General features: G+C 35.8%; 27 protein-coding genes. 2 read left to right on the forward strand and 25 right to left on the reverse strand.

Annotated elements, in window-relative coordinates; all coding sequences use genetic code 11:
* Positions 1–11 precede the first annotated feature (11 nt).
* The 10 genes from EKG35_RS10670 to EKG35_RS10715 all read right to left on the reverse strand — a co-directional run bounded on the left by EKG35_RS10670 (position 12) and on the right by EKG35_RS10715 (position 11862).
* Positions 12–2657 carry an acetate and sugar kinases/Hsc70/actin family protein gene (locus tag EKG35_RS10670; RefSeq protein WP_126294434.1) on the reverse strand — a complete coding sequence of 882 codons (2646 nt, stop codon included), beginning with the start codon at positions 2655–2657 and terminating at the stop codon, positions 12–14.
* Between the two features lie 14 nt (positions 2658–2671).
* Positions 2672–3361, reverse strand: a complete 690-nt coding sequence (locus EKG35_RS10675; RefSeq protein WP_126294435.1) for an iron-dependent peroxidase — start codon at positions 3359–3361, stop codon at positions 2672–2674.
* Positions 3358–4641 carry a normocyte-binding protein gene (locus EKG35_RS10680; RefSeq protein WP_126294436.1) on the reverse strand — a complete coding sequence of 428 codons (1284 nt, stop codon included), beginning with the start codon at positions 4639–4641 and terminating at the stop codon, positions 3358–3360. The genes EKG35_RS10675 and EKG35_RS10680 overlap by 4 nt, the downstream gene beginning before the upstream one ends.
* Before the next feature lie 17 nt (positions 4642–4658).
* The gene (locus tag EKG35_RS10685) at positions 4659–6425 is read right to left on the reverse strand and encodes a serine/threonine protein phosphatase (RefSeq protein ID WP_126294437.1); all 1767 of its coding nucleotides are present in this window, start codon (positions 6423–6425) and stop codon (positions 4659–4661) included.
* Between the two features lie 190 nt (positions 6426–6615).
* The gene (locus EKG35_RS10690; RefSeq protein ID WP_246020313.1) at positions 6616–7494 is read right to left on the reverse strand and encodes a PP2C family protein-serine/threonine phosphatase; all 879 of its coding nucleotides are present in this window, start codon (positions 7492–7494) and stop codon (positions 6616–6618) included.
* Positions 7461–8000, reverse strand: coding sequence for an FHA domain-containing protein (locus tag EKG35_RS10695; protein WP_126294439.1), 540 nt, complete (start codon positions 7998–8000; stop codon positions 7461–7463). Before EKG35_RS10695 ends, EKG35_RS10690 begins: the two co-directional genes overlap by 34 nt.
* A gap of 28 nt (positions 8001–8028) precedes the next feature.
* On the reverse strand, positions 8029–8592 hold the full coding sequence (locus EKG35_RS10700) for an FHA domain-containing protein (protein ID WP_185807719.1): 564 nt from the start codon (positions 8590–8592) through the stop codon (positions 8029–8031).
* 15 nt (positions 8593–8607) lie between these two features.
* On the reverse strand, positions 8608–9036 hold the full coding sequence (locus EKG35_RS21435; protein WP_126294440.1) for a J domain-containing protein: 429 nt from the start codon (positions 9034–9036) through the stop codon (positions 8608–8610).
* 86 nt (positions 9037–9122) lie between these two features.
* Entirely contained in the window at positions 9123–9548 is a 426-nt protein-coding gene (locus tag EKG35_RS10710; RefSeq protein WP_126294441.1) for a membrane-associated protease 1, read from the reverse strand.
* 142 nt (positions 9549–9690) lie between these two features.
* A complete protein-coding gene (locus EKG35_RS10715; RefSeq protein ID WP_126294461.1) occupies positions 9691–11862 on the reverse strand; it encodes a transcriptional regulator in 2172 nt (723 codons plus the stop codon).
* Positions 11863–12241: 379 nt separating this feature from the next.
* Here EKG35_RS10715 and EKG35_RS10720 point away from each other — a divergent pair, with 379 nt between their 5' ends.
* The gene (locus EKG35_RS10720) at positions 12242–14257 is read left to right on the forward strand and encodes a vWA domain-containing protein (RefSeq protein ID WP_126294442.1); all 2016 of its coding nucleotides are present in this window, start codon (positions 12242–12244) and stop codon (positions 14255–14257) included.
* Positions 14258–14288: 31 nt separating this feature from the next.
* Here the strand turns inward: EKG35_RS10720 and EKG35_RS10725 are convergent, their stop codons facing one another.
* The 15 genes from EKG35_RS10725 to EKG35_RS10795 all read right to left on the reverse strand — a co-directional run bounded on the left by EKG35_RS10725 (position 14289) and on the right by EKG35_RS10795 (position 25416).
* Entirely contained in the window at positions 14289–15221 is a 933-nt protein-coding gene (locus EKG35_RS10725; RefSeq protein WP_185807720.1) for a serine/threonine protein kinase, read from the reverse strand.
* A gap of 320 nt (positions 15222–15541) precedes the next feature.
* Positions 15542–15772 (reverse strand): small acid-soluble spore protein Tlp, encoded by a 231-nt coding sequence (gene tlp, locus EKG35_RS10730; protein WP_126294444.1) that lies wholly within the window; start codon positions 15770–15772, stop codon positions 15542–15544.
* A gap of 221 nt (positions 15773–15993) precedes the next feature.
* Complete coding sequence (locus EKG35_RS10735) at positions 15994–16398, reverse strand: Asp23/Gls24 family envelope stress response protein (protein ID WP_126294445.1); 405 nt, start codon at positions 16396–16398, stop codon at positions 15994–15996.
* A 151-nt stretch (positions 16399–16549) separates the two neighbouring features.
* Entirely contained in the window at positions 16550–17527 is a 978-nt protein-coding gene (locus tag EKG35_RS10740) for an LLM class flavin-dependent oxidoreductase (protein ID WP_126294446.1), read from the reverse strand.
* A 158-nt stretch (positions 17528–17685) separates the two neighbouring features.
* Positions 17686–19059 (reverse strand): acetyl-CoA carboxylase biotin carboxylase subunit, encoded by a 1374-nt coding sequence (accC, locus tag EKG35_RS10745; RefSeq protein WP_126294447.1) that lies wholly within the window; start codon positions 19057–19059, stop codon positions 17686–17688.
* Between the two features lie 14 nt (positions 19060–19073).
* Positions 19074–19583: an acetyl-CoA carboxylase biotin carboxyl carrier protein gene (gene accB, locus EKG35_RS10750; RefSeq protein ID WP_126294448.1), complete on the reverse strand. Its 510-nt coding sequence runs from the start codon at positions 19581–19583 to the stop codon at positions 19074–19076.
* Positions 19584–19771: 188 nt separating this feature from the next.
* Entirely contained in the window at positions 19772–20311 is a 540-nt protein-coding gene (locus EKG35_RS10755) for a SpoIIIAH-like family protein (RefSeq protein ID WP_126294449.1), read from the reverse strand.
* Positions 20308–20712, reverse strand: a complete 405-nt coding sequence (locus EKG35_RS10760) for a hypothetical protein (RefSeq protein WP_126294450.1) — start codon at positions 20710–20712, stop codon at positions 20308–20310. The genes EKG35_RS10755 and EKG35_RS10760 overlap by 4 nt, the downstream gene beginning before the upstream one ends.
* 376 nt (positions 20713–21088) lie before the next feature.
* A complete protein-coding gene (locus tag EKG35_RS10765; protein ID WP_126294451.1) occupies positions 21089–22000 on the reverse strand; it encodes a stage III sporulation protein AE in 912 nt (303 codons plus the stop codon).
* A 12-nt stretch (positions 22001–22012) separates the two neighbouring features.
* The gene (locus EKG35_RS10770; protein ID WP_126294452.1) at positions 22013–22390 is read right to left on the reverse strand and encodes a hypothetical protein; all 378 of its coding nucleotides are present in this window, start codon (positions 22388–22390) and stop codon (positions 22013–22015) included.
* A 7-nt stretch (positions 22391–22397) separates the two neighbouring features.
* On the reverse strand, positions 22398–22604 hold the full coding sequence (locus EKG35_RS10775) for a stage III sporulation protein AC (RefSeq protein ID WP_122971858.1): 207 nt from the start codon (positions 22602–22604) through the stop codon (positions 22398–22400).
* A 246-nt stretch (positions 22605–22850) separates the two neighbouring features.
* The gene (gene efp, locus EKG35_RS10780; RefSeq protein WP_126294453.1) at positions 22851–23408 is read right to left on the reverse strand and encodes an elongation factor P; all 558 of its coding nucleotides are present in this window, start codon (positions 23406–23408) and stop codon (positions 22851–22853) included.
* A gap of 13 nt (positions 23409–23421) precedes the next feature.
* On the reverse strand, positions 23422–24483 hold the full coding sequence (locus tag EKG35_RS10785) for a M24 family metallopeptidase (protein ID WP_126294454.1): 1062 nt from the start codon (positions 24481–24483) through the stop codon (positions 23422–23424).
* A gap of 13 nt (positions 24484–24496) precedes the next feature.
* The gene (gene aroQ, locus EKG35_RS10790; protein ID WP_126294455.1) at positions 24497–24928 is read right to left on the reverse strand and encodes a type II 3-dehydroquinate dehydratase; all 432 of its coding nucleotides are present in this window, start codon (positions 24926–24928) and stop codon (positions 24497–24499) included.
* A 35-nt stretch (positions 24929–24963) separates the two neighbouring features.
* Positions 24964–25416 (reverse strand): hypothetical protein, encoded by a 453-nt coding sequence (locus EKG35_RS10795; RefSeq protein ID WP_126294456.1) that lies wholly within the window; start codon positions 25414–25416, stop codon positions 24964–24966.
* Between the two features lie 182 nt (positions 25417–25598).
* Between EKG35_RS10795 and EKG35_RS10800 the strand changes: the two genes are divergently transcribed.
* A complete protein-coding gene (locus EKG35_RS10800; RefSeq protein WP_410798822.1) occupies positions 25599–26483 on the forward strand; it encodes a DUF1385 domain-containing protein in 885 nt (294 codons plus the stop codon).
* The last annotated feature ends 147 nt before the right edge of the window (positions 26484–26630 follow it).

Here is a 26630-nt window from a genome sequence, read left to right on the forward strand (position 1 = left end):
CCTTCCTGCACTTACTTCATCCCATTAAAGAAATCAAGCTCAGATAATTCATTTTCAAAAGCAAAATAATGTTTCTTTGCCCAATAGAGCTGTTCGTCTTTCCTAGCGATAGGGAGGACATGGAAGCCCCAATTATTTTCATCTGCAAAGACAAAGAACTTTACCTCGCCGTTTCCAATCGTGTCTGTTTCTTCCTGAGGGACTTTTTCGCCGTAAATTTTTTCGATTTCTTCATAAAGAACATGTGTATAGCTTTTCGTATCATTCCAGTAAATAAATTTCCGTCTGATATCCCCTTCATTGCCGCGAAGGAAAAACTCCACTTCTTTCACAGTCATCGGTCTTGATATTGACCCTCTCACAAGGTTCATTCGTTTTAGTGAGCTGATTAATACCTTTTCTATTTGTGTATGAGTGTAAGCATAGACCGAATAAGGAGTGATAGGAGCTTCGTTTGTAATATTTGCTTCAATTTTTCCTAATTTGCGATCGCTAATATACCGAATTGCACCACGAAGGCAGGCTAATTTCAATTCTGGAACCTGTCCTGGCTCCTCAGATTTTTGTCGAAACTCGATGATTTTCCCAGGAACGAATTCTTTCAGTGCTTCACGAAATACATCGATTCTGCATGATTGTCCAGTCAATTTAATGATGGAGTAGTGCTGTAGTCGGCCTTCTTGGAAGAAATCATCTAAGAACATTCGGACGATTTCATATATATCTGCTTTAATTAAGTGATTCATTTCCTGTATATTAAAGACAAGATTTGGGTAGTCATAGACATCTTTAAATTGACCATTATCATAAATTGATAGGAACCATCGATCAACGGCAGTCACTCGCAGATCATTTTCCTGCGAATCGACTTGTTCCGAATAGAAGCGGTTTCGAACAACGCCCGTTTTTCTAAAGAATTCCTTCTTCATAGACTCAGCCAGCTCCCATAAAAAATAAAAATTATGGCGAACACGCTGATATTCTTCACGGCTTCGATTTTCATAAAGCTTAAATTTTGTAGGTAAAATTTCATCCACTAGCTGATACTGCTGCTCAAGTTTTTCGTATACTGAACTTACACCGAATTCATCCACATGTCGGAATATATCTGCACCTGGAATTTCGATTAATTGATCGATGTCCAATACATTTCGGTTTGCAGTGTAATAATGGGCAAAAGTAATTTTTAAATATTGAAAAATACGGTAGGTAATATTATTGCCCCCAAAATTCGTTTCTCCGTTCTCATATGTTGTTTGAATATCAAGTTTATATGAAATGCGATTGTCACGAATTTGGAATCTGCATGAGGATAAATCTGTTGTTCCGCCACCACAATCTATTACGAGGGCGTGATATTCCTCGTTATCTAAAAATTGATTCTTCTCTATTTGATTGGCAATCGTATTGTAGAGAACAGCCATTCCTTCATCTAAAGCATGGTCAGTTTCAATCGTATACTCAGGCAATAATTGTTGAAACATATCTAGAAATTGTGATTTCAGTTTTACTGGGCTTGATATATGCAAATGACTAAAACGGCATTTTAATTGATGTTCGGCCGTTTCAATAATGTACTTCAGATAGCAGCGAAGTAGTTCCTTACGGGTTACCTTTGCTGTATTGCCTTGGCTGTCCATAATTTCTTCTTCCCTCATGTAATCATTTACCCAACGCTTTATTCCATGGAATACGGTAGCATGACTACTGAAGCCATTTTTCTTCATTGCTTTTAATGCCTCGAACCCATAACTATATTGAATATTGTTGGGGTCCTCGCAATTCGTCACTGCAATTACTGTTGGCAATAACTCAATCCATTCAGTTTCTTTCTCAGTTGTTTGTGGGAAGGAAATGTAATTAATTGCATTTAGTCGTATTCTTCCCATTATGAGATCATGTTCACTTGGAGCGTTTACATAATCATCATCAATGTATGCACCTGCTGTCGTATTTGAAGTGCCAAAGTCAATCGCAAGAACAGCTTTTGTCGGCTCTAGCTGGCGAATTTCGAGTTCTTCGACAGGAATTTGATAATACCGTAGATTTGTAGGCGGCAATACACGTTCTTGATAATAGGCTTTGTATAAGTAATCGGAATCCTCTTTCCGAAAGAAAAGTAAACGATACTGGTGATTATTCGTTTCTTTCATTTCTAATTGCCCAGAAGTAACTAGTACAAAGCGACCCGGCTTCTCCCCATCTTTTAGAAGATTTAATATCCCACATAACTCCATTTTTTCGTTGATGATTAATACATTTGACTCGCCAATTCCACTGCCTGCCTCAACACAATATTGATCTCTTCTATCCACTTTTAATCCCTTATATAAAATTAGCTTGGCAGGTACTTGAATGTTCGGATTATCTGACATTGGAGTTCGCAAATAATTTTTTAACGCCTGTTCAAGGTTTTGAAAGCCGTCTTCTTTAAAGTCTTTAATTAGGAGATTATCCTTCGCCCCTAAATATTTCAAAATCGTCTCGATTAATGCATTACGATCTAAGTTGTAGATCATCCCAACGACAAGTTTTTCTTTATGACAAATATTCCGAAGATGAAAGGTCGTCATTTCCTCTAGTTCTTCACGTGTATACGTTAGATTACTTGTTCTTTTTTCTGCTCCCTGATACAGTTTGTATGAATAGCTACCCATCTTTAAATCCTCCCCTAATAAAGCGCAATTCGATCTATTCGCATCGTTTCCTCAACATCAATGATTCCAAAATGATATTGCCAATAAATTTCGATATGAAAAAACACCGGTAAAAACAAATCCAGAATTAAATTAATTTTTGCCCATGCCTCTTCTGTTTCTTTTTGACCAATATAAATAAGCAATTCATCTTTTTTAGTGCAATTGGCATATACAGTTGATTTCGGGAAGATTTTATTGATCGTATCTTTTAATAAATAAACTGTCTCGCCTGTTTCATGAAGACGAAGAATATTAATCGCAATGATCTCTTTCTCAGGCCTCTGGAAATAAATAAAGCTCTTCTTTACTTCTTCTCCATAAGCTCCTGATTCAATATCTTTTATTAAAAAGTGGATATAGAATTCTCTTTTATTCATCCCTTGCATCACATCAATTTCTGCAAGCAAATGACTGACTATATCAAATAGTGTTCTTTTAAGCTCCTCGTACCCACTAGCATTAATATCCAGTAATCCATGGAATATGGAATGAAAACGATAATATGGATTGATTTCTATGTGTAATTCAATTAATTTTGTATTTAAATCTTCATAGCTAAGTTCCATATATGGTGAATAGACTGCAGCGGGCGAGAAGCGGAGGTCTTTCTTTTTAAATCCAGCATTCTCTGCCCTAATGACTAGATCCCAAATGTAATTCATATGAAGACACCCTCACAACGATACTCCGGGAAAACTCTTTGAACCTCTGAAACAAGGAAACTAATCAAATCATAAATAAGATAATCGCCCTCTTCGTCCGTTTTAAATGCCATCTGGAGCACTTTTTTATGCTGATTGACTCGAATGTTTTCAATCACAAAGGGATTCATATCATATGTAAAAGATTCCTTTTCCCCTCTATCCAAAATTTTCATATCAACTAGTTCAATCCGTGTTGCTGCCTCGAAAGAATCGACCAATCTGAACAGTTCACCTTTTGTTCTAATGGTACGTGACTGTAGACTTGCGTAACGGTTAATAAAAGTTTCCTTCCTCTTGTTTGAAACAAGCTTATAAGGATAGTTCCCCTCACTTGTTTCTTTTGGTTGGGCAATTTTAAGTACTTTCCACTTTTTTGATTCCTCTTCCGGAGAGACAACTACTAAAGAATCTTGCAGCCGTTTCGTATACATTATGTTTGTTTCAGTACCATCAATTAAGAAGCCGTTTTCTATCCCGTATTTATGAAGTGATAAAGTATGCTCATAATTGATTCGGTCGAGTGCAGGATATGGAAACCCAGTAGTTGGAACGTCCAAACGCTGAATATTCCAAATTGGTATAACATTTGTTCGCTTATATGGCTCCCATTCTTGAAAATGAGCTGAAATCTCTAGGACAACTTCATCCTCTTGTAGTTCTCCATCGATACTTGTCAAATAAACGTCAAAAAACTTATTGGCATATGGATGATGAACTGTTCTCCAGGAAAGATCATTTTTTATAAAAGAAACATATAATTTTTCGATTTCATCAACATATTTACGATTTTGTTGCAGTTCAACCTCAATGTTATATACACCTTTATTTGTCATCATTTTCCCGTGGAATGAGGGCTTTCTTGAAATCAACTTCTGAAGCATAGGAAAATCACAGGCAAGGAAAAGAGTATATAAAAACACGTCCCGTTTTCCACTCAATGCCGTAATGGCACTTTTTGTGTCAAAGACCGGTGCAACTAAATCCTCTTCAACCATTGGAAAAAGATAATCATGAATCGGATCAATATCTTCCCGAGGACAAATTGTTACATAAATATTTAACATTTCTTCAGAAGTATCAATTTCACTGAATATTCGCTCTTCTAATTTCACTTTCATTTCTTCTTGATAGTTAGCGAGATTCGTAAACAATCCTGACACAATATTCTTTAATTCTCTTCTCTGTTCTAAGTCTTCCATACGATTTAGTCGATCTTGTACAATATCCTTTAATGACATTTCAAAGCCCCCTTTCCTTAACCTTCCTTGCTAGCTTGTTGAAGAGTCTGCTCCTGTTCAGCTAAAGCCTTCTTTTCACTAACAGCCATCGCCTTATCAATTTGGTTGGCATCTTGGTAAAGCTGTTGTGCCATAGAAAATGAAGCGATTGCCTGCCCATAATTTTGAGAGGCTAAAAATTTATCCCCTTTTTGCTCTAGGCGATCTGCATCTGATACCTTCGTTTCTTGCTGCTGCTCTGACAATTCTGATTGCATTAATTCCTGAATTTTTGTTATTTTACGTTCCATCGCTAACACTTTTTCTAGCATATCGATTTCCTGATAAATTTCCTGCGCACCTGCGAAATCAGTCATTGCTTCTGCAAGATTATTCATTTTCTCATTTTGATCTCCGCTTTTTTCAAGCTTTTCGGCATCAAGAATTCTTAGTTCACGTTCTATTTCTGCTATTTTTGTTTCAGCTTCTGTCATTTTCTCTTGAATGAGTTCCTGACCACTCGTATAGGACACTTCAATTGCCTCTTTCTTTGCTTCTTCAAAAATAGCAAGTGCTGCAACATAATCCTTTGCTGCAAGCTTTAGCTCTGCATCTTTCATCGCATCGAGTACCCCCTGCACAGCGGAAGCCTGTTCGATTTTTTTATCCAAATCTTCCTTGCTAAATTGCTCTAAAGCCTTCGATTCCTTTTTTGCTTTTTCATAAAATTCGATTGCCTTTACATAATCGCCCTCACCGAGCATCGTATCCCCTTGTGCAATTAAGTGGGTGATGCGCTGTTTTTTCGCATATAATTCGCGATGTACAATGTCTTTTATCCTTTTCGCTGCATTTTTTGCTTCGCTATATTCCTTCGATGCAGCTGCATAGTCTCCATCTTCTACATATGTATCACCATTGTTGCTATATTCGACCATATCAGCAGCCCATTCAGCTTTTTGCTTTATATCTTTCACGATAAAAAATGTCCCGATTCCTCCCAATAAAAGGATTGGAATAAGGGCAAGCGCAATCCTTTTGAAAATCTTTGTCCGTTTCTTTGGGTCCTCCTGAAATACTTTATTGACCATAATGGCAGCAGCTGTGTAGTTTGGGATCCTTTGTTTTTGCTTGCTTAGGACAATCTCCTCAAGTGTATCAACAAGCTTTTGCCCATCTTTTTCCTCAGTTACTGCATCCAACATTTCAGTACTTTCGACATTTTCCCAAAGTCCTGCGGTACATAATAAAAGGATGTCCCCATCATTTAACCGCATTTTCTTTGATACAAAAGGGTTGAATTTGTTCGGCATCCCCATATAGGTAAGCAAATTGTATCTTTCGTCATGCGTGTCGATACGATCCAAAGAAATTTTCTCTTCATTGGCAAATGTTTGTGCAAGACTTAAATCATCACTTCTTAAATGAAGAACGTCATTACGGTAAACATATAAACGGGTATGACCTGCAACTGCCCAAACTATTTTTGAGTAATTTGAAACAACAACAGTGACACTAGCTTTTAGTCGGAAACGTTTACTTTCGATTTGAAGTTGTTTATGTGCTTTCCGCATATAATTTTTAAGTTTACGTCTCGACATCGTTGGCTTTTCAAGAAATTGACCAATAATGCTTTTCACGACAAGCTCTGCGCTTTCAATTTCTTGATCTGTATCAAGTCCATCTGCCATCACCCAGCAGGCAAAGTCATCAAGCTCAACAAAGGCAAAATAATCCTTATTCTGAATGGAACTCCCTGCTTCGGACAGGAACGCTGTTTCAAACTTGCTGTTTTCCTTTCTCAATGTTACCTCCAGCTCCTTTCGTTCCAGACTCCCTGTTTATCAAATGTGCCTTGGCGTAATTGTGCCCAGATTTTATCGAGCATGCTCGATAAATTACATTTAAAAATCTGTGGCGTCCGCCGGAGGCATTAACTTCATTCAGTGGGAGGAGATTAAACTCCAACTGAATGAAGTTAATACACAGCAGGGCTTACCATAACTTTTCCAAAATAATGATTGTTGCATTATCCTGATGCTTAAGCCTTTTAGCATCAATTCTATTAATAATTTCTTCTGCTGCATCATTTGGCGACAATGGTTTTTCAAGGATTTCGCACAGCTCAAGTTCTGTTAAACTGTTATAAACACCGTCAGTGCAAAGAATGATTTTATCGCCTTTCTTCAAAGAAATGGGTTCTCCAATTTCCATGCTTTTGAATCCCTCGAACCCTAAATAGTTGATGAGTCTTTTACGCATTGGGTTTTCCATTGCTTGTTGTTTCGTAATTTGCCCTGCTAAGTATTGTTCTTCTAATAGCGAACTTAATGTATGCTTCTCATTGACATTGACTAAATGTCCATTTCGGTATAAAGCAATGATACTGTCGCCAACCGCTCCCCAATGCAACTGATTATATGAAATAATGGCACAGGCTAATGTTGTTCCACCGCTTGCCCCACTAAGATTTTTTAGTATTGCTTCATTACTTTGTTTTGCTGCCCGAGAAAAAAAGTCCTGAAGCTTTATATAACGCTCCAGTTTCATGAATTCCCTCACAAAGGTTGTTACAGCCAGTGTGCTAGCCATTCTTCCATTTGCTAATCCACTAATTCCATCCGCTACAACGGCCAGTGTATGCCCTTCTGAGATAACAGTTGAAAAATAATCATCTTGCTCTTCTCTTTTTCCGATTGTTTGACCATTGCCAATTAATAGTTCTTCCTGTAAATCTGGCTTTAGAACTAGTCGTCTGACGTAAAATAATACAAAAATAATACAAATTAGACTTAGTAATACGATATACGGAGTGAAAGTTTGTTCAGCAAACATTTGTCTTAAGCCTCCTGGTGCTGATGGTGATGTTCCCATTCAAAATGTACACCGCAAAGGGGCAAGAAAATAAACTTGCTGCGCCCAAGCTGAATCACATCATAGCCTTGAAGTTCTACTGGAGAATAGACGGCCTGATTATTGTGATAGGCAAGTCCTGATGCATCACCAGGTAAAAGGTAAAAATTTCGCTGTTTCGGATCATATACAATCACAGCATGATTGCGTCTAGAAATGGTATTATCACCTAAAATCCGAATATGCATTTCATCAGAACGGCCAATGAAGTTCTTCTCCGCATAAATTTTAAAATCTTGGCCGAGTGGTGGGCCTTCAATACAAACTAACCATCCAGTTACTGGCTCAACACCCTCTGTTTCACCCAAATAAGGCATAGTTTTTTCATCTTCACTTGCACTTGAATTCATTGCTGCAACTTTACTTGGATTCAAATTTGTTTCAACTGCTACATTGCAGTAAGGACACAAACTTCCATGTCTTCTAGAACTAAACATATGACCATTTTTACAACGTGTTAAACTCATCTTTTATCACCCTTTTCCGAAGTATCATTCATTTCACTAAAATTCGTGTATTTGCTAGGTAGATCATGTCACCAAAATGAACTTCACTTGGCTTATCACTCTGTATTTTCTGTGGTGTACTTTCATTAAGCCTTTTTATACCAACCCCATTCTCAGACTCTAAATCTTCGATAAACCAGCTTCCTGATGAGTAGTTTAAGACCGCATGTTCTTTACTTATCAGTGAGGCATACTCGACATCTGACAAGTCAATATCTACCTCGTGGCCAGGGGAACTTTTCCCAATTAACATCGATGGAATACCTTGGATATACCATTCCTTTAAACTTTCGCCGTCATAATCTAACAACACGAGCTTATTGATCTTTGTGTCATTGAACTCATCATTTGGACTTTTCTTGGTATTCTTCATGATTAACCAAGCAAGTGAGATGACTAGCAAAATGGAAACAAGAATTTTAAATGGCAATTGAGAATTTATGATATATGTATAAATAAGAGCAAAGATGATTGTCATTATGATGAGGCAATCAATAACAATGACTACCCCAGGTTTATTCTTTTTTTCATGGGAAGAACCATCTAAATTCATTACTCAACCCTCCATTTATCTTCTGCCAAAATACTGGTTAAAAATATCCGATGTATCCAATGGATTTTTCTTTTGTTGCTCATTTTTATTTCGAGTTGGTTGTTTCGTTTTTGGGTTAAAACCAAAAAACTGTTCAAAGGTTTGATGTACTGCAGATGGGTCAAATCCTTGGTGATAAGTTTCACCATGCACTTTTGTTGACTGACCACTTTCCCTCTGTTCGTTGCTGTTTTTTACTCCAAGTTTTGCATCGTATTTTTCCCTTAGCTCGGGTGAATACAATGTTTCATAGGCTTCTTTTATCTCTTTAAAACGTTCAGCTGCATCTGGATTTCCATGATTGACATCAGGATGGTATTTTTTGGCTAGCCTTCTGTAGGCATTTTTTACTTCATCCCTTGTTGCATTATGTCTAATACCTAGTCGATCATAATAATTGTTCATTAGTTCAAATCCTTATAGTTTTTAGTCAAACCACTTTTATGGAACAATAAGAGGCTATACGCCTCTTATTGTCATTCTTCAAGCTATTATTGGAAGTTTCCGTCGATTGCCACTTCGTCTGTTTTGTCTTTTTTCTGTTTAATTAATAACTCAAAGCGCCCAATACCTTGGGAATCTCCAAAAATCTCACGATAATCTACAACAAATGCGTGTGGTAAAGTGATTTTACGTACAGTTTGTCCTGCTGCTTCTACTTCTAGAGTAACTTCACGATAAGCCTCAAGTTTCTCTGCTGGAACTGTAGACCATTCTGCTAGTTTAATTGTGTCGTCAGCTCCGTCTTCTGTTGTTGCAGTAAGGATTTTTCCTTTAATTTTTAGCGTTGCACCAACATCTGTTGAACGTGCATTCGTATCATCTGGAGTATCAGTGCCAAACACTGCCTCCTCAATATTGCGAATGCCTAGCTCAATTGTTTCTCCTGCTCCTTCTACTCTTAATCTAAATCCCATACAAAGTTCCTCCTTAGTGATATTAATCTTTTTACAAGCTTATTTTGCTTGTGATATTTATGTTGAAAGGACTGGTTTAGTAACCACGCCTTTTAACATCTGTAAATAATGTTTTATTGCTCTGTCATCTGACTCTAGTAATCTACGACTTGACCGCAGATGTCGCTTTTGTAATAGTAACTTCAAGGTTTTTCACATTTCCATTGAAGGCAATATCGATTTGACATAGATTATTGCGTTCATCAATTGTATAGCTTATGTCATCTCCGTCTTGAAGAATGGAGTTAACATATTCTTTGGATTTTAGCCATTTGCTCTTTTGACTGCTTGGGTTATTGCTAAAGAATTTCACGATATTATCATATTTGAAATCGCTTGTTTGGAATCTAAGGACACGTTCGATATATGTACTCACTAGTGTCTTATAAATCGAATCAAAGCCAACCCCGTCATCAATGGATGCAGCTAAACTTCTAGCCTTATAAACTGTAATTCTCGTAACATCTTTTTTATCCACTTGTGCATTATCTGACGAGAAAATAAAGCCAAAGCTTTTTTGGTTAATTGCATCCTTTATAGAGTTCGTAAATCCAGAAATTTCCTTAGCCATTGTTGTTGTTGCGTGTAAATTATGATCTTCTGCTTCTATGTCAAAACGTACACCTGGATATTCCCTTGTTACATTGCGGAACTTGTCCTTCAGATACTGAGGACATTGATAAGCTGCAACAATACCCGCCGCAATGTAAGCAGCTTCCACATATACACCTTCAATCCACAATTTTAGGATATCTTCTTTATCCTTTGATAGTTGAACACCATTTTCCGTTTGCTGCATTCGACTATCAATAATAACTCCAGACTTATCTTTCGGAATAATTGTAAAATTCGGTAAACAAGGAATGGCAAATTCACTATATTCCTTTCTCTGAAGGACAGCACATTTTTCAATAAATCGATCGATGCCTGTCGTTGCAACACTGTTAAATGTTGTTTCCTCTCCAGATTCAAAGCTAAAGAACAGCTGTACTCGATAATTTTTCGCAATCTCAAGCAGTGTCGATAAAGACTCCATCCGATTGCTATCTTTTTTAACGGCTGCTTCATTCCCTTGGAAACGAAGTCTTCTAATCGGCGCCTTGCCATTCGTCTCCCATTCGATCATTGGAACAATGCCGAACCAAACTGTGTCTGTAAAGTCGTTCTTTGTATTGACAGTATTTAAATACGCCTCTAGTCTATTGCTATTTTTAATTAACATGTCTAATCGAGTATTTAATACTAATAAGCTAGGCTGCATCCCTCGATTTTTCGTTTCGTACTGATCGAAGAAAAGCTTTACCCCAAGAATTTTCTCCACAAGAGGCTTCACGGTTTTTACAAAATCATCTTTCGCATTCTTATAAAATTCCAAATACGTATTGTAATTTTGTACTTCTAACTCAACATCAACTTCATTTCTTACAGCTGGAAGCGGAGAAAATGTTCGTACAACTAAATCCTTTACATATGCAGAAGGTGTCTCTGTAATTGCCTCATAGTCTTCTTCAAATACTGCTTCTAATCTCATTTGGCTATTTTCATCCAACACAAGTAATTCTTTACTTTCTTCCTTTGGAGCTTCAATGATTTTTAGCTCACCATCATCACCGATGGATAAAACTCCAATCTGTAAAGCCTCTGATTCATCATTATTTTGAGAAGCACCAAGCAACAGTCTCGTTTTTATGTCTTCGATTGCAAGAGGCAGCATTGCCATCACATTATTGTAATTTTGACTTGCCTCTTCAAATTTCATATTCAATTTATCACCAATATCAAGTCGTTTCGGATCGCCTTCGTCTAGTTTTTCATACTCATCATGCAAATAGTGAATCTCTTTTCGAACTTGGCGAATATCCTCCATTACCTTTTTTGGCGAAATCATATCAAGTAAGTTTTCAAATTTAAAATCTACGTTTGCGATTCCTTGACTTCGTTTCGTATCAATCAGTGTAAATAACATTTTTAGAAAATCATTATTTTGATCGATTTTTATTTCTGATATTAATTCCTCAGATATCCCTTCTGGTTTTCTTAATGTATAAACAACCTTTTGGTTAGCTGCGTTGTAGAAGGAATAAACAGTAGGTGAAAATTTAATTAAAAAGTCATCAAAGCTCTTAACAAGTAAACTTTCATTAATTTCCTTTACCTTGTCATCACTTAAACTATCAATTCCTTTTACATCTCCTACAAGTGTAAGTAAATCTAACTTTTCTGGATTTATTTCCTCAAAAAGCATGGTTCTGTTTGTTTGATAAATAATTTCCATAATTTTACTCGCCACATAATTTGCATTCTAGTCATTCTATGAAGTTTTTTGCAAATTTAAAATGGCTCCTCCTCTCTATTAATAACCTTTAAAAAGTTTGAGTATTGACATATAATTATTTGCCATTAAAGTTATAAATTGTAAGTTCAGTAAAATATCGCAATTGAATTATACATAATTTTTCCAATCGAAACTATAAATTGGTAAAAATTGAATAATAAGAACCATTTTTTTCAAATTTTGATACTAATTTACTAATTTTTCCTATTTCTAAAGATGTATTCTATTGCTTCACAAAATGTTACTTACAAAAAAAGGAGCCGAATGAATCAAGCTATGTATTTATTGTTATCTCAATAAAATAAAAGGGTGTGGAAAAGTGAGAAAAGTACAGTGGATTGTATTGTTGTTTTTTATACTGAGTTTCTTTATCAGTCCTAATAGTGATGCAACTATTTATGCAAGTGAGCCAAGTGAGGTTGAGGTTGTATTCGTTATTGATACTAGTTACTCAATGCGGACTACCGATAAAGAGAGAATTTCGACAGAAGTATTGAATATGTTTATGGATTTAAATGAAAACACAAAAACAAAAGTAGGGTTTGTCTTCTATAATGATAAGATTGTAGCTTCACAGCCGCTAACATCTCTAGAAGAAGGAAACGCCAAATCTATTCTGAAGGATCTATTCAATTCAATTTCTCGAACAGGTTATACAGACCCTGGACTTGGACTAAAAAAAGGACAGGAGTTATTTGAAAATAATGATGAACAAACTAAAAAAGCAATGATTTTCTTAACTGATGGTGAAATTGATTTACCACAAGGTTCGAAACGAACAAAGGAAGAATCACAAAATGATATTACTAAAGTAATAAAAAAGGCTAAACAAGATAAGTATCCTATCTATTCTGTAAGTTTAGCTGGTGCAGGAAATATAGGTAAAAAGGAGCTAGAGCAAATAGCTGTAGAGACTGGAGGATCTCATTTTGAAGCAAAAAATGCAGTGGAACTTCCAGAAATATTTCAAAGCATTTTTGTCAAACTAAGTCCATCGACGACTCACTTTCCAATCGCAACGGTAACTACGAATGGAAAGGTCCAAGTAGTGAATATTGATATCCCATACGGAATGTCTGAAGGAACCATCACCCTACTTTCACAATACCCAATTGATGAAACGATTTTATATGGACAAGCTACTCTAAGTGAACAGCATCGATCAAACCATTACACAATACTAAAGATGAAACAAATTACTGGAAAATCTTTATCATTGAACTTTAAAGGCGTCATAGGGGACATGGTGCAGGTGAGCTTTCTTGGCAATTATGATTTTTTGCCATCCCTTGAATTACCTGAAGGAGAATTAGTGAAGGATGAGCCGCTATTAATTCGCACAACGCTTATAAAAAATGGCAATAGCGCTCCTTCTAAACTTGCAGCTGATCTTAGTGGTGAATTGATTGTAAAGCATTTAAAAACAGGGACAGAATTACGGCTTCCTATGAAAAATACAGGAACCTCTTTTGAACTTGAACAATCTTTCTCATTGCCAGGGATCTATGAGGCAAAAGCATTAATAAAAGGGGAAAACTTCCAAATCGAAACACAACCTAAATCTTTTGAATTAATTGATTCACAGCCATTGATAGTGAAATCCGAACCTATCACAATTAATAAATGGAAGGAAGATACATCCATTAACTTAAGTGGGTATTTCTCCGGTCCTAACCAGGACAAGCTCACTTATGAAATTAAAGCGATAGGTGATGACAAAAAGATAACTGCAACAATAAAGGAAAATCTTTTAACTATAACACCTATTGAAAAAGGTAAAACATCCATTGATATTCGTGCGGTGGATCAGTCTGGCAAAAGTATACTCTCCACATTGCATATTTCGATTGAAAGCGGATGGAATCCAACCTACATCATGGCAGGAGTCGCCGCTGGTTTTATATGTATTGGACTAATTACTTTATGGTTGGTTCGTAAAAATTACTCATTTGTTGGACGAATTGAGGGAGTTTTTTATCAAACAGAAGGGAAAACTTTTCTTTCAAAAAAATATTGGTCCCTTGCTTCTTTTAACACTAAGAGCCAATTAACATTGTTAGAGTTATTTTCCCGCTTAGATATCGAGGAAACATTAATACCAGGAGCAGAAAGAATTATTTTGCAAGCAGGTAGTAACGGGGTTCTAACGATTAAACATGACTCCAAATGTATCATCCTTAAAGGTGGAACTATAGTACCTAGAAATCAAAAAATAAGTTTAAGAAACAATGAAAAACTCTTTATCACATTTGAAGATGGAAAAATGGAAGTCGAATTGTTATATAAAGCAGCGGAAAAACACGAAATACTCAAACAATATTCTTACTCAGGCTGATAAATTAAGGGAAAAAGCCCGATTCAGTGTACTACTGGTAATCGGGCTTTTTTTCTACTTTTTGAATTTTATTTTTTAACTTTATTAGAATATATTCCAGCTTAATTAACGGAGTAAATGAAGCGATGGAATTCGGTCTTTCAGCAGCTTGTAATGACAAACTCTTCATTATTTTCTTCAATAACCAAGGAGAGATGGAGTAATCTTTACTGCCTAGCGGTTCTAGGCTATCTTCTATTACTCTTGAAGGGGCATCTGCTGGTGGTTTGCCCTTTAAAATATAATAAAAAATTGCAGCCATACTATATATATCTGAATAAGTACCCTGCTTTGATTGATTCGAATAAAACTCTATAGGGGAATAGCCTTTTGTTGTGAATATTTTACGATCAGAATTTGTTTCAATATATGCAGCTGAACCAAAGTCGATCATTTTCAGAGTGCCGTTTTTATCAATTATTATGTTTTTTGGCTTTAAATCACGATGAATAATTCCCTGATTATGTACATAATCAAGTGTATTTATTAAGGGCAAATATACTTCTTTTAAAAACGCCGATATTTGGAATGAATCTTGCTGTCTATAATTCTCTAAAGTATAACCTTCGCAGTACTCCATCACTAGATAGATCGTTTCATTTTCTTCAAAATGGTCAATGTATTTTATAATGTTTGGATGTATAAGGATTTTTAAAAAATGAACCTCTTCCAAGAAGGATTGCTTTAATGTATTGAGCTTTTTTTTATTTGTTGAATACCCACAAACAAGAGTTTTTCCGTCTAAATCTCGAATGACAAGTGCTTTTGGATAAAACTCTTTAATGACCACACGTTCTCCACTTTCGATTACTTGTGCTAAATAGACAATTGATAAATCACTAGAAGATATTGTCGATAGAATTTTATATGTTTCATTTAATTGTACATTCTCATTAAGATTAGCCTCATATATTATCTCTTCCAAAACCATACCCCTCATTTTCAGAATTAATAATTATATCTTATCAAGTGAATTAATTAAATGGAAATAAAAAAATATGCATCGCTTATTTTTTATTTAGCAAAAATTGTTTATATATCACAACCTAGAGGATGTTTTACTAGCTGCATAGCAGAAGGTTGCTATGCAGTTCCAACTAGATTTAAAAGGCACAACAAAATATGCATCTTCCAGGAAGAAATCTTTGGTCCAATATTTTCAACATTCTTTTACTTTAACGAGGTTCCCCTCTTTTTCTATTAGAAGTAAAAAATGGACTTCTTAACGAGTCCATTTCTTAATTATTATTGCTCTCTTTCTCTAGCAGCTGCCTCATCTTTAATCTCTTCTCTAAAACCTTCAACTGCGTGTTTGCGTTTTTCATTTTTCGCCTGTATTTTTGCTTTTTCTTCTGGACTTGAAAAAGCCATCGTTTCCTCGGCAGCTTCAATATTTTCAATCGTGTTTTGTACCATACTTTGTAGCTTTTCTACGTTATCTGATCGATCATCTGGATTTGGCTTTTGGCGATTCATTTTATTTTCCTCCTATAATATTTTTGACATTACGGCTTTAGTTTGGTTCTATTTACTATGTTTATGCATATTTTCATTTACAGTTTTATTTAGAGAATTTAAAAGAGCGGTCCGAAATAATCCTTGAACCAACCATTTAAAGGAGGGATAGAAGCAGTAAAGGGACTATCCAGAAATCTTTACTTTCTGGGCAGTCCCTAAACAAAGTTTTTTAATTGTAATTATTCTTCATCTTTTAAAGTTTCGAATTGAATTGCTGTAATATGGACGTTTACTTCATTCGTATCAATTGATGTCATATTAAAAATAGCTTGACGAATGACGCTTTGAATTTCTTTTGCTACTTTAGGGATTGAATACCCATATTTTACTGAACAGTATACGTCAATCGCAATTTGCCCTTCATCATCAATTGTTGCCTTTACACCTTTAGAGTGTACTTTCTTTCCAAATCGTTCTGCGACACCGGATGCAAAATTACCGCGTGTTGCAGCTACTCCTTCAACTTCAGTTGTTGCAATACCAGCAATTACTTCAATTACTTCAGAAGCCACTTCTATTTGACCAAGTTCTTCTTTGCCAGAAGGAGTTGGTTGTATGAAAGCTTTTGTTACTTTCTCAGCCATCTTCTTCATCCTCTCTTACTTTGTGAAGCTGTTGACAGAATTTACAGATTTCACAAAGACAACTATATTTAATATTTGATTTTATTATACACCATTTTTTACATAAAACAGGGTTCTAAACAATATTTATTTAGTCATTAAGAGTCTTAGATTAATCTTTCCATACTTGTGCAAGCAGCTCGTATGATTTTTTTCGTTTTTCTTGGTCAAAAATTGCACTATTAATCATAATTTCATCTACTTCTCGAGTGCTGATTAATTCAGTCAGCTTGTTATAAACAGTCTGAGGTGAACCGTAAAATGTATATTTTAATTGTTGCAGCACAACCTGCTTTTCTTGTTCCGACCATAAAGTGGACATATCTCTTGGCGGTTGTGTTTTTCCCCTCTTACCTTGAATCATTCCTAAAAACTGTTGGAAAATTGTACTTGCTAAAAATTCTCCCTCTTCATCCGTTTCACCGACCATCGCATTAACCGCGATCATGGCATAAGGTTTTTCAAGTACATCTGAAGGTTTGAAGTTTCGTCTGTAAGTATTTAATGCATCATCCAATAAATCAGGTGCAAAGTGACTTGCAAATGAATAAGGCAATCCTAATCTACCAGCTAATTGAGCACTATAAAGACTTGAGCCTAAAAGCCAAATTGGTATATTCATCCCTTTTCCAGGAACAGCAATAACAGGGCGCTCTACATCTTCAAAATACCCCATTAATTCATCAACTAATCGGTCAAATTCATAGGCTCCACGATCATCTCGTCTTAAAGCTCGGGCTGTTAACATATCTGATCCAGGTGCTCTTCCTAATCCTAAATCTACCCGACCTGGATACATTGATTCTAATGTTCCAAATTGCTCTGCAACAATTAATGGTGAGTGGTTTGGCAGCATAATGCCACCTGCCCCAACTCGAATAGTATTCGTCGCTCCTAATAGGTATGAAATTAAAATTGGAGTTGCTGAACTGGCAATGCCTTGCATATTGTGATGTTCTGCAACCCAATATCGATAATACCCGTATTTTTCTACATGCTGAATTAATTCACGACTATTTTGAAAGGATTCGGCAGGTGTTTGACCTTCTAACACAGGTGCTAAATCCAGTACTGATAACTTTGGTAACAAATTGTTTCTCTCCTTTCCATAGTTTTAGTATAGAACTATTAGAAGAAGGATTCATTTATTTAGCTCGAAATAAAAAAGTACGTTCTGTTAATTACCTAATTAAAGTAGGGACTGCTCAGAAATTTAATTCTGAACAGCCCCTATTAGGATTTAAAAAGTTATTTTCCAACTTTTTCTTTATTCGTATTTAAAATATCGTTTTCTTCCAAGAATTTTGTGTTGAATTTGCCTGATTGGAACACTTCATTGTTCATTAAAGCTTGATGGAATGGAATTGTTGTATGGATTCCAGGTCCAGCTACTTCGAATTCACTTAAAGCGCGGTTCATTCTGGCAATTGCTTCTTCACGTGTATCTGCATGAACAATCAGTTTTGCCACCATCGAATCGTAATACGGCGGAATTGTATAGCCGGCATAAACAGCTGAATCAATTCGTACACCGTTTCCACCAGGTGTTACATAAGTTTCTACAGTACCAGCTGACGGCATGAAATTCTTATATGCGTTTTCAGCATTAATACGGCATTCAATAGCCCAACCATTCATTTTAATATCTTCTTGTTTAAATGGAAGCTTTTCACCGGCCGCTATTTTTAGTTGTTGTTGAACTAAATCAACACCTGTAATTAATTCAGTAACAGGATGTTCTACTTGGATGCGAGTATTCATTTCCATAAAGTAGAATTTATCAGCTTGGTAATCATAGATAAATTCGATTGTACCAGCGCCCTCATAATTACAAGCTTGAGCAGCTTTTACAGCAGCCGCTCCCATTTCAGCACGTCGCTCACTTGATAATGCAGGTGACGGTGCTTCTTCAACTAATTTTTGCATACGTCGTTGAACTGTACAATCACGCTCACCTAAATGAACTACATTGCCATATGAATCAGCCAATACTTGAATTTCACAGTGGCGGAAATATTCAATGAACTTTTCTAAGTACACGCCAGGGTTGCCAAATGCTGCAGCAGCCTCTTTTTGTGTAATTTCAATCCCTTTTACTAAATCTTCTTCGGTACGAGCAACACGGATTCCTTTACCTCCGCCACCAGCTGTAGCCTTGATGATAACTGGATAACCAATCTCGCTCGCCCACTTTTTCCCTGTTTCAATATCTGGAACGATGCCTGTACCAGGTACAAGTGGAACACCCGCTTCCTCCATCGTACTGCGTGCAACATCCTTAATACCCATTATTTTAATCGAATCTGATGAAGGACCGATAAATTTTATGCCTGCATTTTCACAAGCTTCAGCAAAATCAGCATTTTCAGCTAAAAATCCATAGCCTGGGTGAATTCCATCTGCACCAGTTTTTTCAGCTACACTTAATACTGCTGGAAAGCTTAAGTATGAGTCTTTTGACAATTTTGGTCCGATACAGTAGGCTTCATCTGCTAATTTGACATGAAGCGCATCACGGTCTGCTTCAGAAAATACAGCTACAGTTTCAATGCCGAGTTCTTTACAAGCACGTATAATACGTACTGCAATTTCCCCACGGTTAGCAATTAATACTTTTTTCATTTTAGAAGCACCCCTTACTCAGGTTTCACTAAGAATAGTGGTTGACCGTATTCTACTAATTGACCGTCTTTCACTAGTACTTCAACAATTTCACCTTTAATTTCAGCTTCAATTTCATTGAACAGTTTCATTGCTTCAACGATACATACAATCGTTTCTTCGCCAACTTTATCTCCAACTTTTACGTATGGAGGTGCATCAGGTGATGGAGCTTGATAGAAAGTACCCACCATTGGAGATGTAACTTTATGAAGCGATGCATCTGCGACAACAGGTGCAGCCTTTTCTTCAACAACAGGTTCTGCAGCTTTTTGAACTTGTACAGATTGTGTTTCTTGTACAGGAGCTTGTTCAACAACCGGAGCTGCAACTGCATCTTCTTTTTTAGGAGCAACGACTTCAGTAATTACTCCATTATTTTTTTTCAATTTAATTTTAGCGCCGTCATTTTCATAGACAAATTCATCGATTGATGAGTTATCAACTAATTTTATAATTTCTCTTAATTCTTGTACTTTAAACACTATTGACACCCCTCATGTTTTATTAACTACAATTACCATTTTATATTTTTTTCGCACATTTTGAAACACATAATTTTAAATTTTATTTAAGTATCATAAAAAACAGTGCTTTCGTTGTGAAAAACGAACGCACTGCGTAATTTCTGTTGCTATATTATTTTAGCAATTTATTATTCTAATATATTATTTTAATAGTAATTTGATTGTACATTCACTGTTACATCACTAATTTCTTCCAACTCTGATCTTACAACATAGATAATTTCGTTTGCTTGTTGTTTAGAAATTTCATCCGATAATACAGTTACAGTTGCTTTTTCATCATTTACTCGAACTAGCGCATCTGAATAGCCAAGCGATTCGATTAGCATTTCAAGCATTGCTTCAGAAGATTCTTGCTCAATTAGTGCATTCATTTGATTGAACGCTTCATTCTTTTCTTCTGCAGTATATTGATCTGATGCAATTTTTTGAGTTAGTTGATCTCTTAGTTGGCTTCTTTCGTTGCTAATTTCCATTCTCATTTCATCAAATAAATAACTTTCTGATGTTGTTGCTGTTATTTCTTCGTCATCTACACCCGTTAATGTTGTTTCCTGTAATGTGTCATCTGTAAAAATCGTTGTCAGATCCACATTACGGTCTGGTTCAAATACATAGTAAACTGAAATTACAGCCGCTAAACTTAATAGCGTTAATAGCCATACTGTTCTTCTTTTTACTTTCATTGTTCATCTCCTTTACTCTCCATCGGTACAATCATAATTCTGTGAGTAGGCATTTGCATTACTCGACTAATTGTTTCTAACAGTTTCTTTTGAATTGCTGGGTCAGACGCCCCTTCCGATACGACAAGCAATCCTGATACGGTTGGTTTAGTGTCACTCGAACTAAATAGTAAACTATCTGCGTTTGAGCTCTTTGAGGCCGGTGTTTCATAATGAAAATAGACCTTTACTTGTCCAACACCTTTAATTTCACTAAGAGTTCGTTCAAGTCTACCTTCTTCAGAAGTCGTATCGTATTGCTCATCTTTTGGATCATTAAACGTTGCAGAAATGTACGCAATGAACGCTAGAATTGCAATCGGAATAAATATTAGTTTTTGTTTTGACCATTTCTTTTCCACCTCACGTTCTTTTGCGCCCCCTTTCTATCAAATACGCCTTGGCGTGTTTGCGTCCAGATTTTGAATCATACTTGTACGATTAACTTCCTCTACAAAATCTGTGACATTTCTTTAACTTTGTTCAGTCATTTTTGCACAGTAATTAGATACAATTTTGCCATGTACTTCTTGATGTAGCAGACTTTATTGAACAAAGTTTAACGTATCACCACATTGTATGAAGCTAGTCCCAAGTCTATGCTTTAGAGTTTAAGAAAATCTAACATAGTTGTTAAAAAAATAAGTAAGGTTGCTAGTTTTACATAAACTAAAACGTCTTTTTCATCTGCTAAAAGTAGTAAACATTTTCCTATTAAAATAATAGCGATTAATTTTATCAAAAACTTTTCCCCACCCCTAGTTGCATAATGACCATCAAGATTAACCATATGAACACAAAGGCTATTCCTAATAAAATCGCGACAGCACATAGTAGAAGCAAAGATTTTCCTACATCATCTAATAGACCGCTTACAGTACCGCCCGTAAACGGTTCAACAACTGCTGCTAGAAATTTAAATGTCAGTGCCTGAATAAGTAATTTTCCTGCAGGATAAAATGCAGCAATCCAAAATGCTGTCATTGCACTAAATCCCGCAATCGTTGTCGCTGTTGATTGATATTTATGAAAGATAGAAAAACCCTCAACAATAAGAGATCCGACAATCGGTATAGTTTGTTCAATTACTTTCTTAACAGGACTTGCAATAGCTTGGTCAATTGTAAAGAATGCAACGCCAGTAAAAGAAAGCACAGTAACCATCGCTAAAAGTGAAGCAGTAATTAATGTCATTACCGTTCCACGAATTAAATCAGATGCTTTAGAAAAAGAGATATCCTGAATAAACCTTGTACAAAAATCAAGAATAAGCGCAACTGTTACTGCTGGAATTAAGATTTTTTTGCAAAGTAGCATGAGCATCTCAAAAATGAAGAGAATGATTGGACTCCAAGCAATAAATGAAAACACAGAATTTAATACAACTAAAATTGACGTTAAAATTGGCGTAACGGCTAAAAAGAAATCAGATGCAATATTTACGAGTTGACCCATTGTTGAAAATGCTTCCATCACTGTCTGTCCAAGTGTTAAAACGAGGACAACCACAAATAAAGTATCAATCCATTTTTTAAATTGAGGTACAAAGGCCTCAAGTATTAAAAAAATAATCGTATACGTAAAAATTAAGATGATGGATTGCCCTGCTATTTTCAATGGATCCAAAAAAATATTTAGTAGATTATCCATGGTCAAAGCCCCTTATTGAAGCTTTTCTAAAATTGACGAGAAATTCGAGAGTACTTTTGCAAATTCACTGCTCCAATAAATCAACAAAACGATGCGTATTGAAAACATAACGAGTCCGCCAAATGTTTCGTATTCCTCTTCATCAAACAATGACTGGAAGAACAATCCTATCTGATAAAAAAGTGCGGAGTACACAAGTTGAGGTACATAGGGCACTGTTTGTACATATGAAAGGAGCTGTTCTACAAAAGGAATGGCAAGCATCGACAGTAGGAAATAAAGTAGTATGAAGAAGAAAATGATGACTATTAGTGCATGTAGTTTATGAATGGTTTCTTTAATAAGTATTAAAAGTAGAATTAATATAACGGTATAAATTAAAAATGTCATAGTTTACCTAGTTTAAATTTAGCCATTGGAAAAATGTAAGAATGTCGTCAAAGAAAAGCCGTAAAAATCGTATTAGTTCTGCTGTAATGTATAAATATGCGATGAAAAATATAAAGAATGAAAATTCCTTTTTGCCGATTTGCTCGAAGAAAACATGAAGCAAAGCTATGATGAGCCCGACTCCTGCTACTCGTAAAACGTCCTGCAACTCCATTACGACGCCTCCTTGTGTAAGGCAATATATGAGCTTGTTCCAAAAAATAGACCTACAATCTAGAAAAAGATATTAGAATCTATAATTCGCATGAATTATATTACAGATTATTGGCGATTAAAAACCACTCAAAAATGGACAGCCTGGCTGGTTGCTAATAAATGTTTATAAAATAAAAAAGAGTGCAGACAAAATCAAAATTGACTTTGACTGCACTCTGACCATCTATATGAATGGCTTTGAAAATTATGCTCTAGAAACGTATGATCCGTCAGAAGTATTGATAACTAGTTTATCTCCTTCATTTACGAAGAATGGTACTTGAACAACTAAACCTGTTTCAAGAACAGCTGGTTTTGAACCGCCTGAAGCAGTATCACCTTTAATACCTGGTTCAGTTTCTTTAACTTCAAGAACAACTGTATTTGGTAATTCAACACCTAGCATTTCGCCTTGATATGATTGAATGTATACTTCCATATTTTCAAGAAGGTATTTTAATTCTTCTTCAATTTGAACACTTGATAGCTCAGTTTGTTCATATGATTCCATATCCATGAATACATGTGAATCACCTTGAGCATATAGGTATTGCATTTTGCGGTTGTCGATTTGCGCTTTTTCTACTTTTTCACCCGCACGGAAAGTTTTTTCTGTCACGTTACCATTACGAAGGTTACGCAATTTTGAACGTACGAACGCTGCGCCTTTCCCTGGTTTAACGTGTTGGAAGTCCATTACACGGTATAATTGGCCATCAATCATAATTGTTAGACCCGTACGGAAATCATTAACTGAAATCATGAGTATTCCTCCATCATAAAATAATTAATTCTTTGCTCGAATGTGTTAATTTTTCATTTCCTGTTTCTGTAATTAAAATATCGTCTTCGATACGTACTCCACCAATGCCTGGTAAATAAATACCCGGTTCGATTGTAACAACCATATTTGGTTCTAATACTGTCTCTGAACGGAATGAAAGAGCTGGTCCTTCATGCACTTCTAGACCTATGCCATGGCCTGTAGTATGACCAAATTCCTCTTTATAACCCTTTGATGCTAAATAATCTCGTGCTACAGCATCTGCTTGAATTCCAGTCATACCTGGTCCAACTTTTTCTAAAGCAAGAAGCTGCGACTGTAAAACAGTATTATACACTTCAACTAATTTTTCTGAAGGTTGCCCTACCGCAATGGTGCGAGTAATATCTGAAACGTATCCATTATAAATTGCGCCGAAATCAAGTGTTACGAAATCTCCTTTTTCAATCACTTTGTCAGTTGCGACACCGTGTGGCAGTGCACTACGAGTTCCGCTTGCAACAATTGTGTCAAAGGATGATGCTGTTGCACCCTGTTTTCGCATGAAAAACTCTAATTCATTCGATACTTCAAGCTCAGTTACACCTGGCTTAATGAATTTTAAAATATGTGTGAATGCATTATCTGCAATTTCACATGCAACCTTAATAATATTAATCTCTTGTTCAGTCTTTATCAAGCGAATTTTTTCAATTAACCCAGATTGCGGTACTAATTCAGCTTTAATGAGCGATTTATAGGTTTCAAACATACCGTAAGTTACCGTATCTTTCTCAAAGCCTAAGCTTTTAATACCCATTAATTCGACTTGCTTTGCAACCTCGTTATATAGCGTTCCTTCCTGCTGTACAATACGAAAGTTTTGCACCTGTTTTTTCGCTTGCTCTGTGTAGCGGAAATCAGTAATAAAAACAGCATCTTCCTTTGTAACAATTGCGACTCCTGCAGACCCGGTAAATCCAGTTATATAACGACGATTATATTCATTAGTAATCAATAAACCATCAAGATTATTTTCTTCAAGAGCTTTGCGCAACTTTTCCAATTTTAACATGTGAAAGCTCCTCTCATGATTGTTGTAAAAACTTTCTTAAAGCCAGTTCATATCCAAAAGTTCCCAGTCCACAAATTTGTCCAACACATTCTGCTGCAAGTTTCGATTCGTGACGAAACGGTTCACGTTTATGTATATTTGAAATATGGACTTCAATAACAGGGACATTTACAGCAGCAATGGCATCACGAAGCGCAATGCTTGTGTGTGTAAAAGCACCAGGATTAATTACAATCCCATCAACACCTGTGTCTTCCGCCTCGTGAATCCAATCAATTAATACCCCTTCATGATTCGATTGTTTAAAATCAAGTGTTGCATTAAACTGGGATGCAAGCGACAAACATTTTTCTTTTACATCGTCCAACGTTTCAGTTCCATATACTTCAGGCTCGCGCTTCCCTAAACGATTTAAATTTGGTCCATTCAACACTAACAGCTTCATTCGTCATTCTCCCCTTTTTACGAAATTTACCACTTTTATTTTATCACAGAGTCTTTATACGGCAACTTATTTCGTTCGCTATGTGCCCTGTAATGGAAGGTTGCTGTTTCAAAAACGAACCTAGCTGTAATAATTACTGTTACGATAAAAGGAATAGATAATTTTTTAAATGACTTCAGTTCTGCTGGCAGGTCGAAAATAACCCATTCACAAATTAAAGCTAATATGCCTCCTATTACTAGTGACGTTATGAATGCAGGGACTAGTTCAACAAACTGCATGATAAAATAAAGAATAAGTGTAATCAAAAAAATAACAATAACTAAAAATAGCCATTGAATAAGTGGATGACTTGATTCAAGAATATCTAATCTTTTAGTGTAGCCTACTGGATTCCATTTAATAAAATGAAGATAAGATAATACTTTTAACGAAAATGTTAAAAAAATAGAAGCACATAAACTTGTAATGATAGCTAAATATATCAAACCCAACACCTCTTTTTATTTAATTTTCGCCAAATTTTACATTTCGTATGCGTAAACGTAGAGGTTTTGAGTAAAATTTAGTACAATGGACTAGTTACTAGTTTTATATTTTGAGAGAGTGGTGTACATAATTGAGTAATGAAGCACCTGTATACGGAGGTCAAGCACTATTAGAAGGTGTTATGTTCGGCGGCAAAGATCATACCGTAACAGCTATCCGTCGAAACGATAATTCAATAGAATATTACTATGCTAAAAAACAGAAAAAACCAATTTTCCAAAAGTTAAAGAAAATTCCTTTTGTTCGTGGAGTAATTGCATTAATTGAGTCTTCTGGACTTGGCGCAAAACATTTACAATTTGCAAGTGAGCGCTATGATGTTAATCCTGGTGAAGAAGAGGAAAATGAAGCAGAAACATCCAAGCTGCAAATGATTCTAGGTGTTGCAGTTGTTGGGGTGCTCTCCTTCTTATTCGGGAAATTTATTTTCACCTTAGTACCGGTATTTTTAGCAGATCTTTTTTCTCCTTGGATTTCAGGAAAATATCCTCAAATTTTCTTAGAAACAGGATTTAAGCTAATATTACTTCTTGGATATTTATATGTCATATCGATGACACCGCTTATTAAACGTGTTTTCCAATATCACGGAGCAGAGCATAAAGTGATTAACTGTTATGAAGCAGGCATGGATTTAACTGTAGAAAATGTCCAAAAACAATCAAGACTACACTACCGATGTGGATCCAGCTTTATTTTATTTACTGTAATTATCGGGATGTTTGTTTACTTCTTCTTCCCGACTGACCCTTTATGGCTGCGTGTTGTTATTCGTATTCTATTAATTCCAGTAGTTCTTGGAATTTCTTTTGAAGTACTACAAGGAACAAACGCTCTAAGAAATATCCCTGTATTAAGATACCTTGGCTATCCTGGGCTTTGGCTGCAATTACTAACAACGAAAGAACCAAAAGATGACATGGTCGAAGTGGCAATCGCTTCATTCAACAAACTTCACGAGGTAGAAAAAAACCCAGAAGTAGCCATGGAATTACATCATGACTAAACTTACGGGCTGTTCAGAATGTAAAATGATATGCTCCCTATTAGGTAGACAGATGAAAAAATAAAAATTCATCTACCTAATAGGGGGCTTTTTTTATGACCTTTTATAAGTATCCAAAAGAATTTATGTTAAAAATTATTCAACTTT

This window comes from Lysinibacillus telephonicus (assembly GCF_003966145.1).
Lineage (GTDB): Bacteria > Bacillota > Bacilli > Bacillales_A > Planococcaceae > Ureibacillus > Ureibacillus telephonicus.

Bases quoted from the DNA above. Each gene is read 5' to 3' on its own strand.
- EKG35_RS10670 (WP_126294434.1), bottom strand. From the start codon at position 2,657: ATGGGTAGCTATTCATACAAACTGTATCAGGGAGCAGAAAAAAGAACA.
- EKG35_RS10675 (WP_126294435.1), bottom strand. From the start codon at position 3,361: ATGAATTACATTTGGGATCTAGTCATTAGGGCAGAGAATGCTGGATTT.
- EKG35_RS10680 (WP_126294436.1), bottom strand. From the start codon at position 4,641: ATGTCATTAAAGGATATTGTACAAGATCGACTAAATCGTATGGAAGAC.
- EKG35_RS10690 (WP_246020313.1), bottom strand. From the start codon at position 7,494: ATGGGAACATCACCATCAGCACCAGGAGGCTTAAGACAAATGTTTGCT.
- EKG35_RS10695 (WP_126294439.1), bottom strand. From the start codon at position 8,000: ATGAGTTTAACACGTTGTAAAAATGGTCATATGTTTAGTTCTAGAAGA.
- EKG35_RS10700 (WP_185807719.1), bottom strand. From the start codon at position 8,592: ATGAATTTAGATGGTTCTTCCCATGAAAAAAAGAATAAACCTGGGGTA.
- EKG35_RS21435 (WP_126294440.1), bottom strand. From the start codon at position 9,036: ATGAACAATTATTATGATCGACTAGGTATTAGACATAATGCAACAAGG.
- EKG35_RS10710 (WP_126294441.1), bottom strand. From the start codon at position 9,548: ATGGGATTTAGATTAAGAGTAGAAGGAGCAGGAGAAACAATTGAGCTA.
- EKG35_RS10715 (WP_126294461.1), bottom strand. From the start codon at position 11,862: ATGGAAATTATTTATCAAACAAACAGAACCATGCTTTTTGAGGAAATA.
- tlp (WP_126294444.1), bottom strand. From the start codon at position 15,772: ATGAATCGCCAAAAGCCAAATCCAGATGATCGATCAGATAACGTAGAA.
- EKG35_RS10735 (WP_126294445.1), bottom strand. From the start codon at position 16,398: ATGGCTGAGAAAGTAACAAAAGCTTTCATACAACCAACTCCTTCTGGC.
- accC (WP_126294447.1), bottom strand. From the start codon at position 19,059: ATGAAAAAAGTATTAATTGCTAACCGTGGGGAAATTGCAGTACGTATT.
- EKG35_RS10755 (WP_126294449.1), bottom strand. From the start codon at position 20,311: ATGAAAGTAAAAAGAAGAACAGTATGGCTATTAACGCTATTAAGTTTA.
- EKG35_RS10765 (WP_126294451.1), bottom strand. From the start codon at position 22,000: ATGGATAATCTACTAAATATTTTTTTGGATCCATTGAAAATAGCAGGG.
- EKG35_RS10770 (WP_126294452.1), bottom strand. From the start codon at position 22,390: ATGACATTTTTAATTTATACCGTTATATTAATTCTACTTTTAATACTT.
- EKG35_RS10775 (WP_122971858.1), bottom strand. From the start codon at position 22,604: ATGGAGTTGCAGGACGTTTTACGAGTAGCAGGAGTCGGGCTCATCATA.
- efp (WP_126294453.1), bottom strand. From the start codon at position 23,408: ATGATTTCAGTTAATGATTTCCGTACGGGTCTAACAATTATGATTGAT.
- EKG35_RS10785 (WP_126294454.1), bottom strand. From the start codon at position 24,483: ATGTTAAAATTGGAAAAGTTGCGCAAAGCTCTTGAAGAAAATAATCTT.
- aroQ (WP_126294455.1), bottom strand. From the start codon at position 24,928: ATGAAGCTGTTAGTGTTGAATGGACCAAATTTAAATCGTTTAGGGAAG.
- EKG35_RS10800 (WP_410798822.1), top strand. From the start codon at position 25,599: ATGTTCGGCGGCAAAGATCATACCGTAACAGCTATCCGTCGAAACGAT.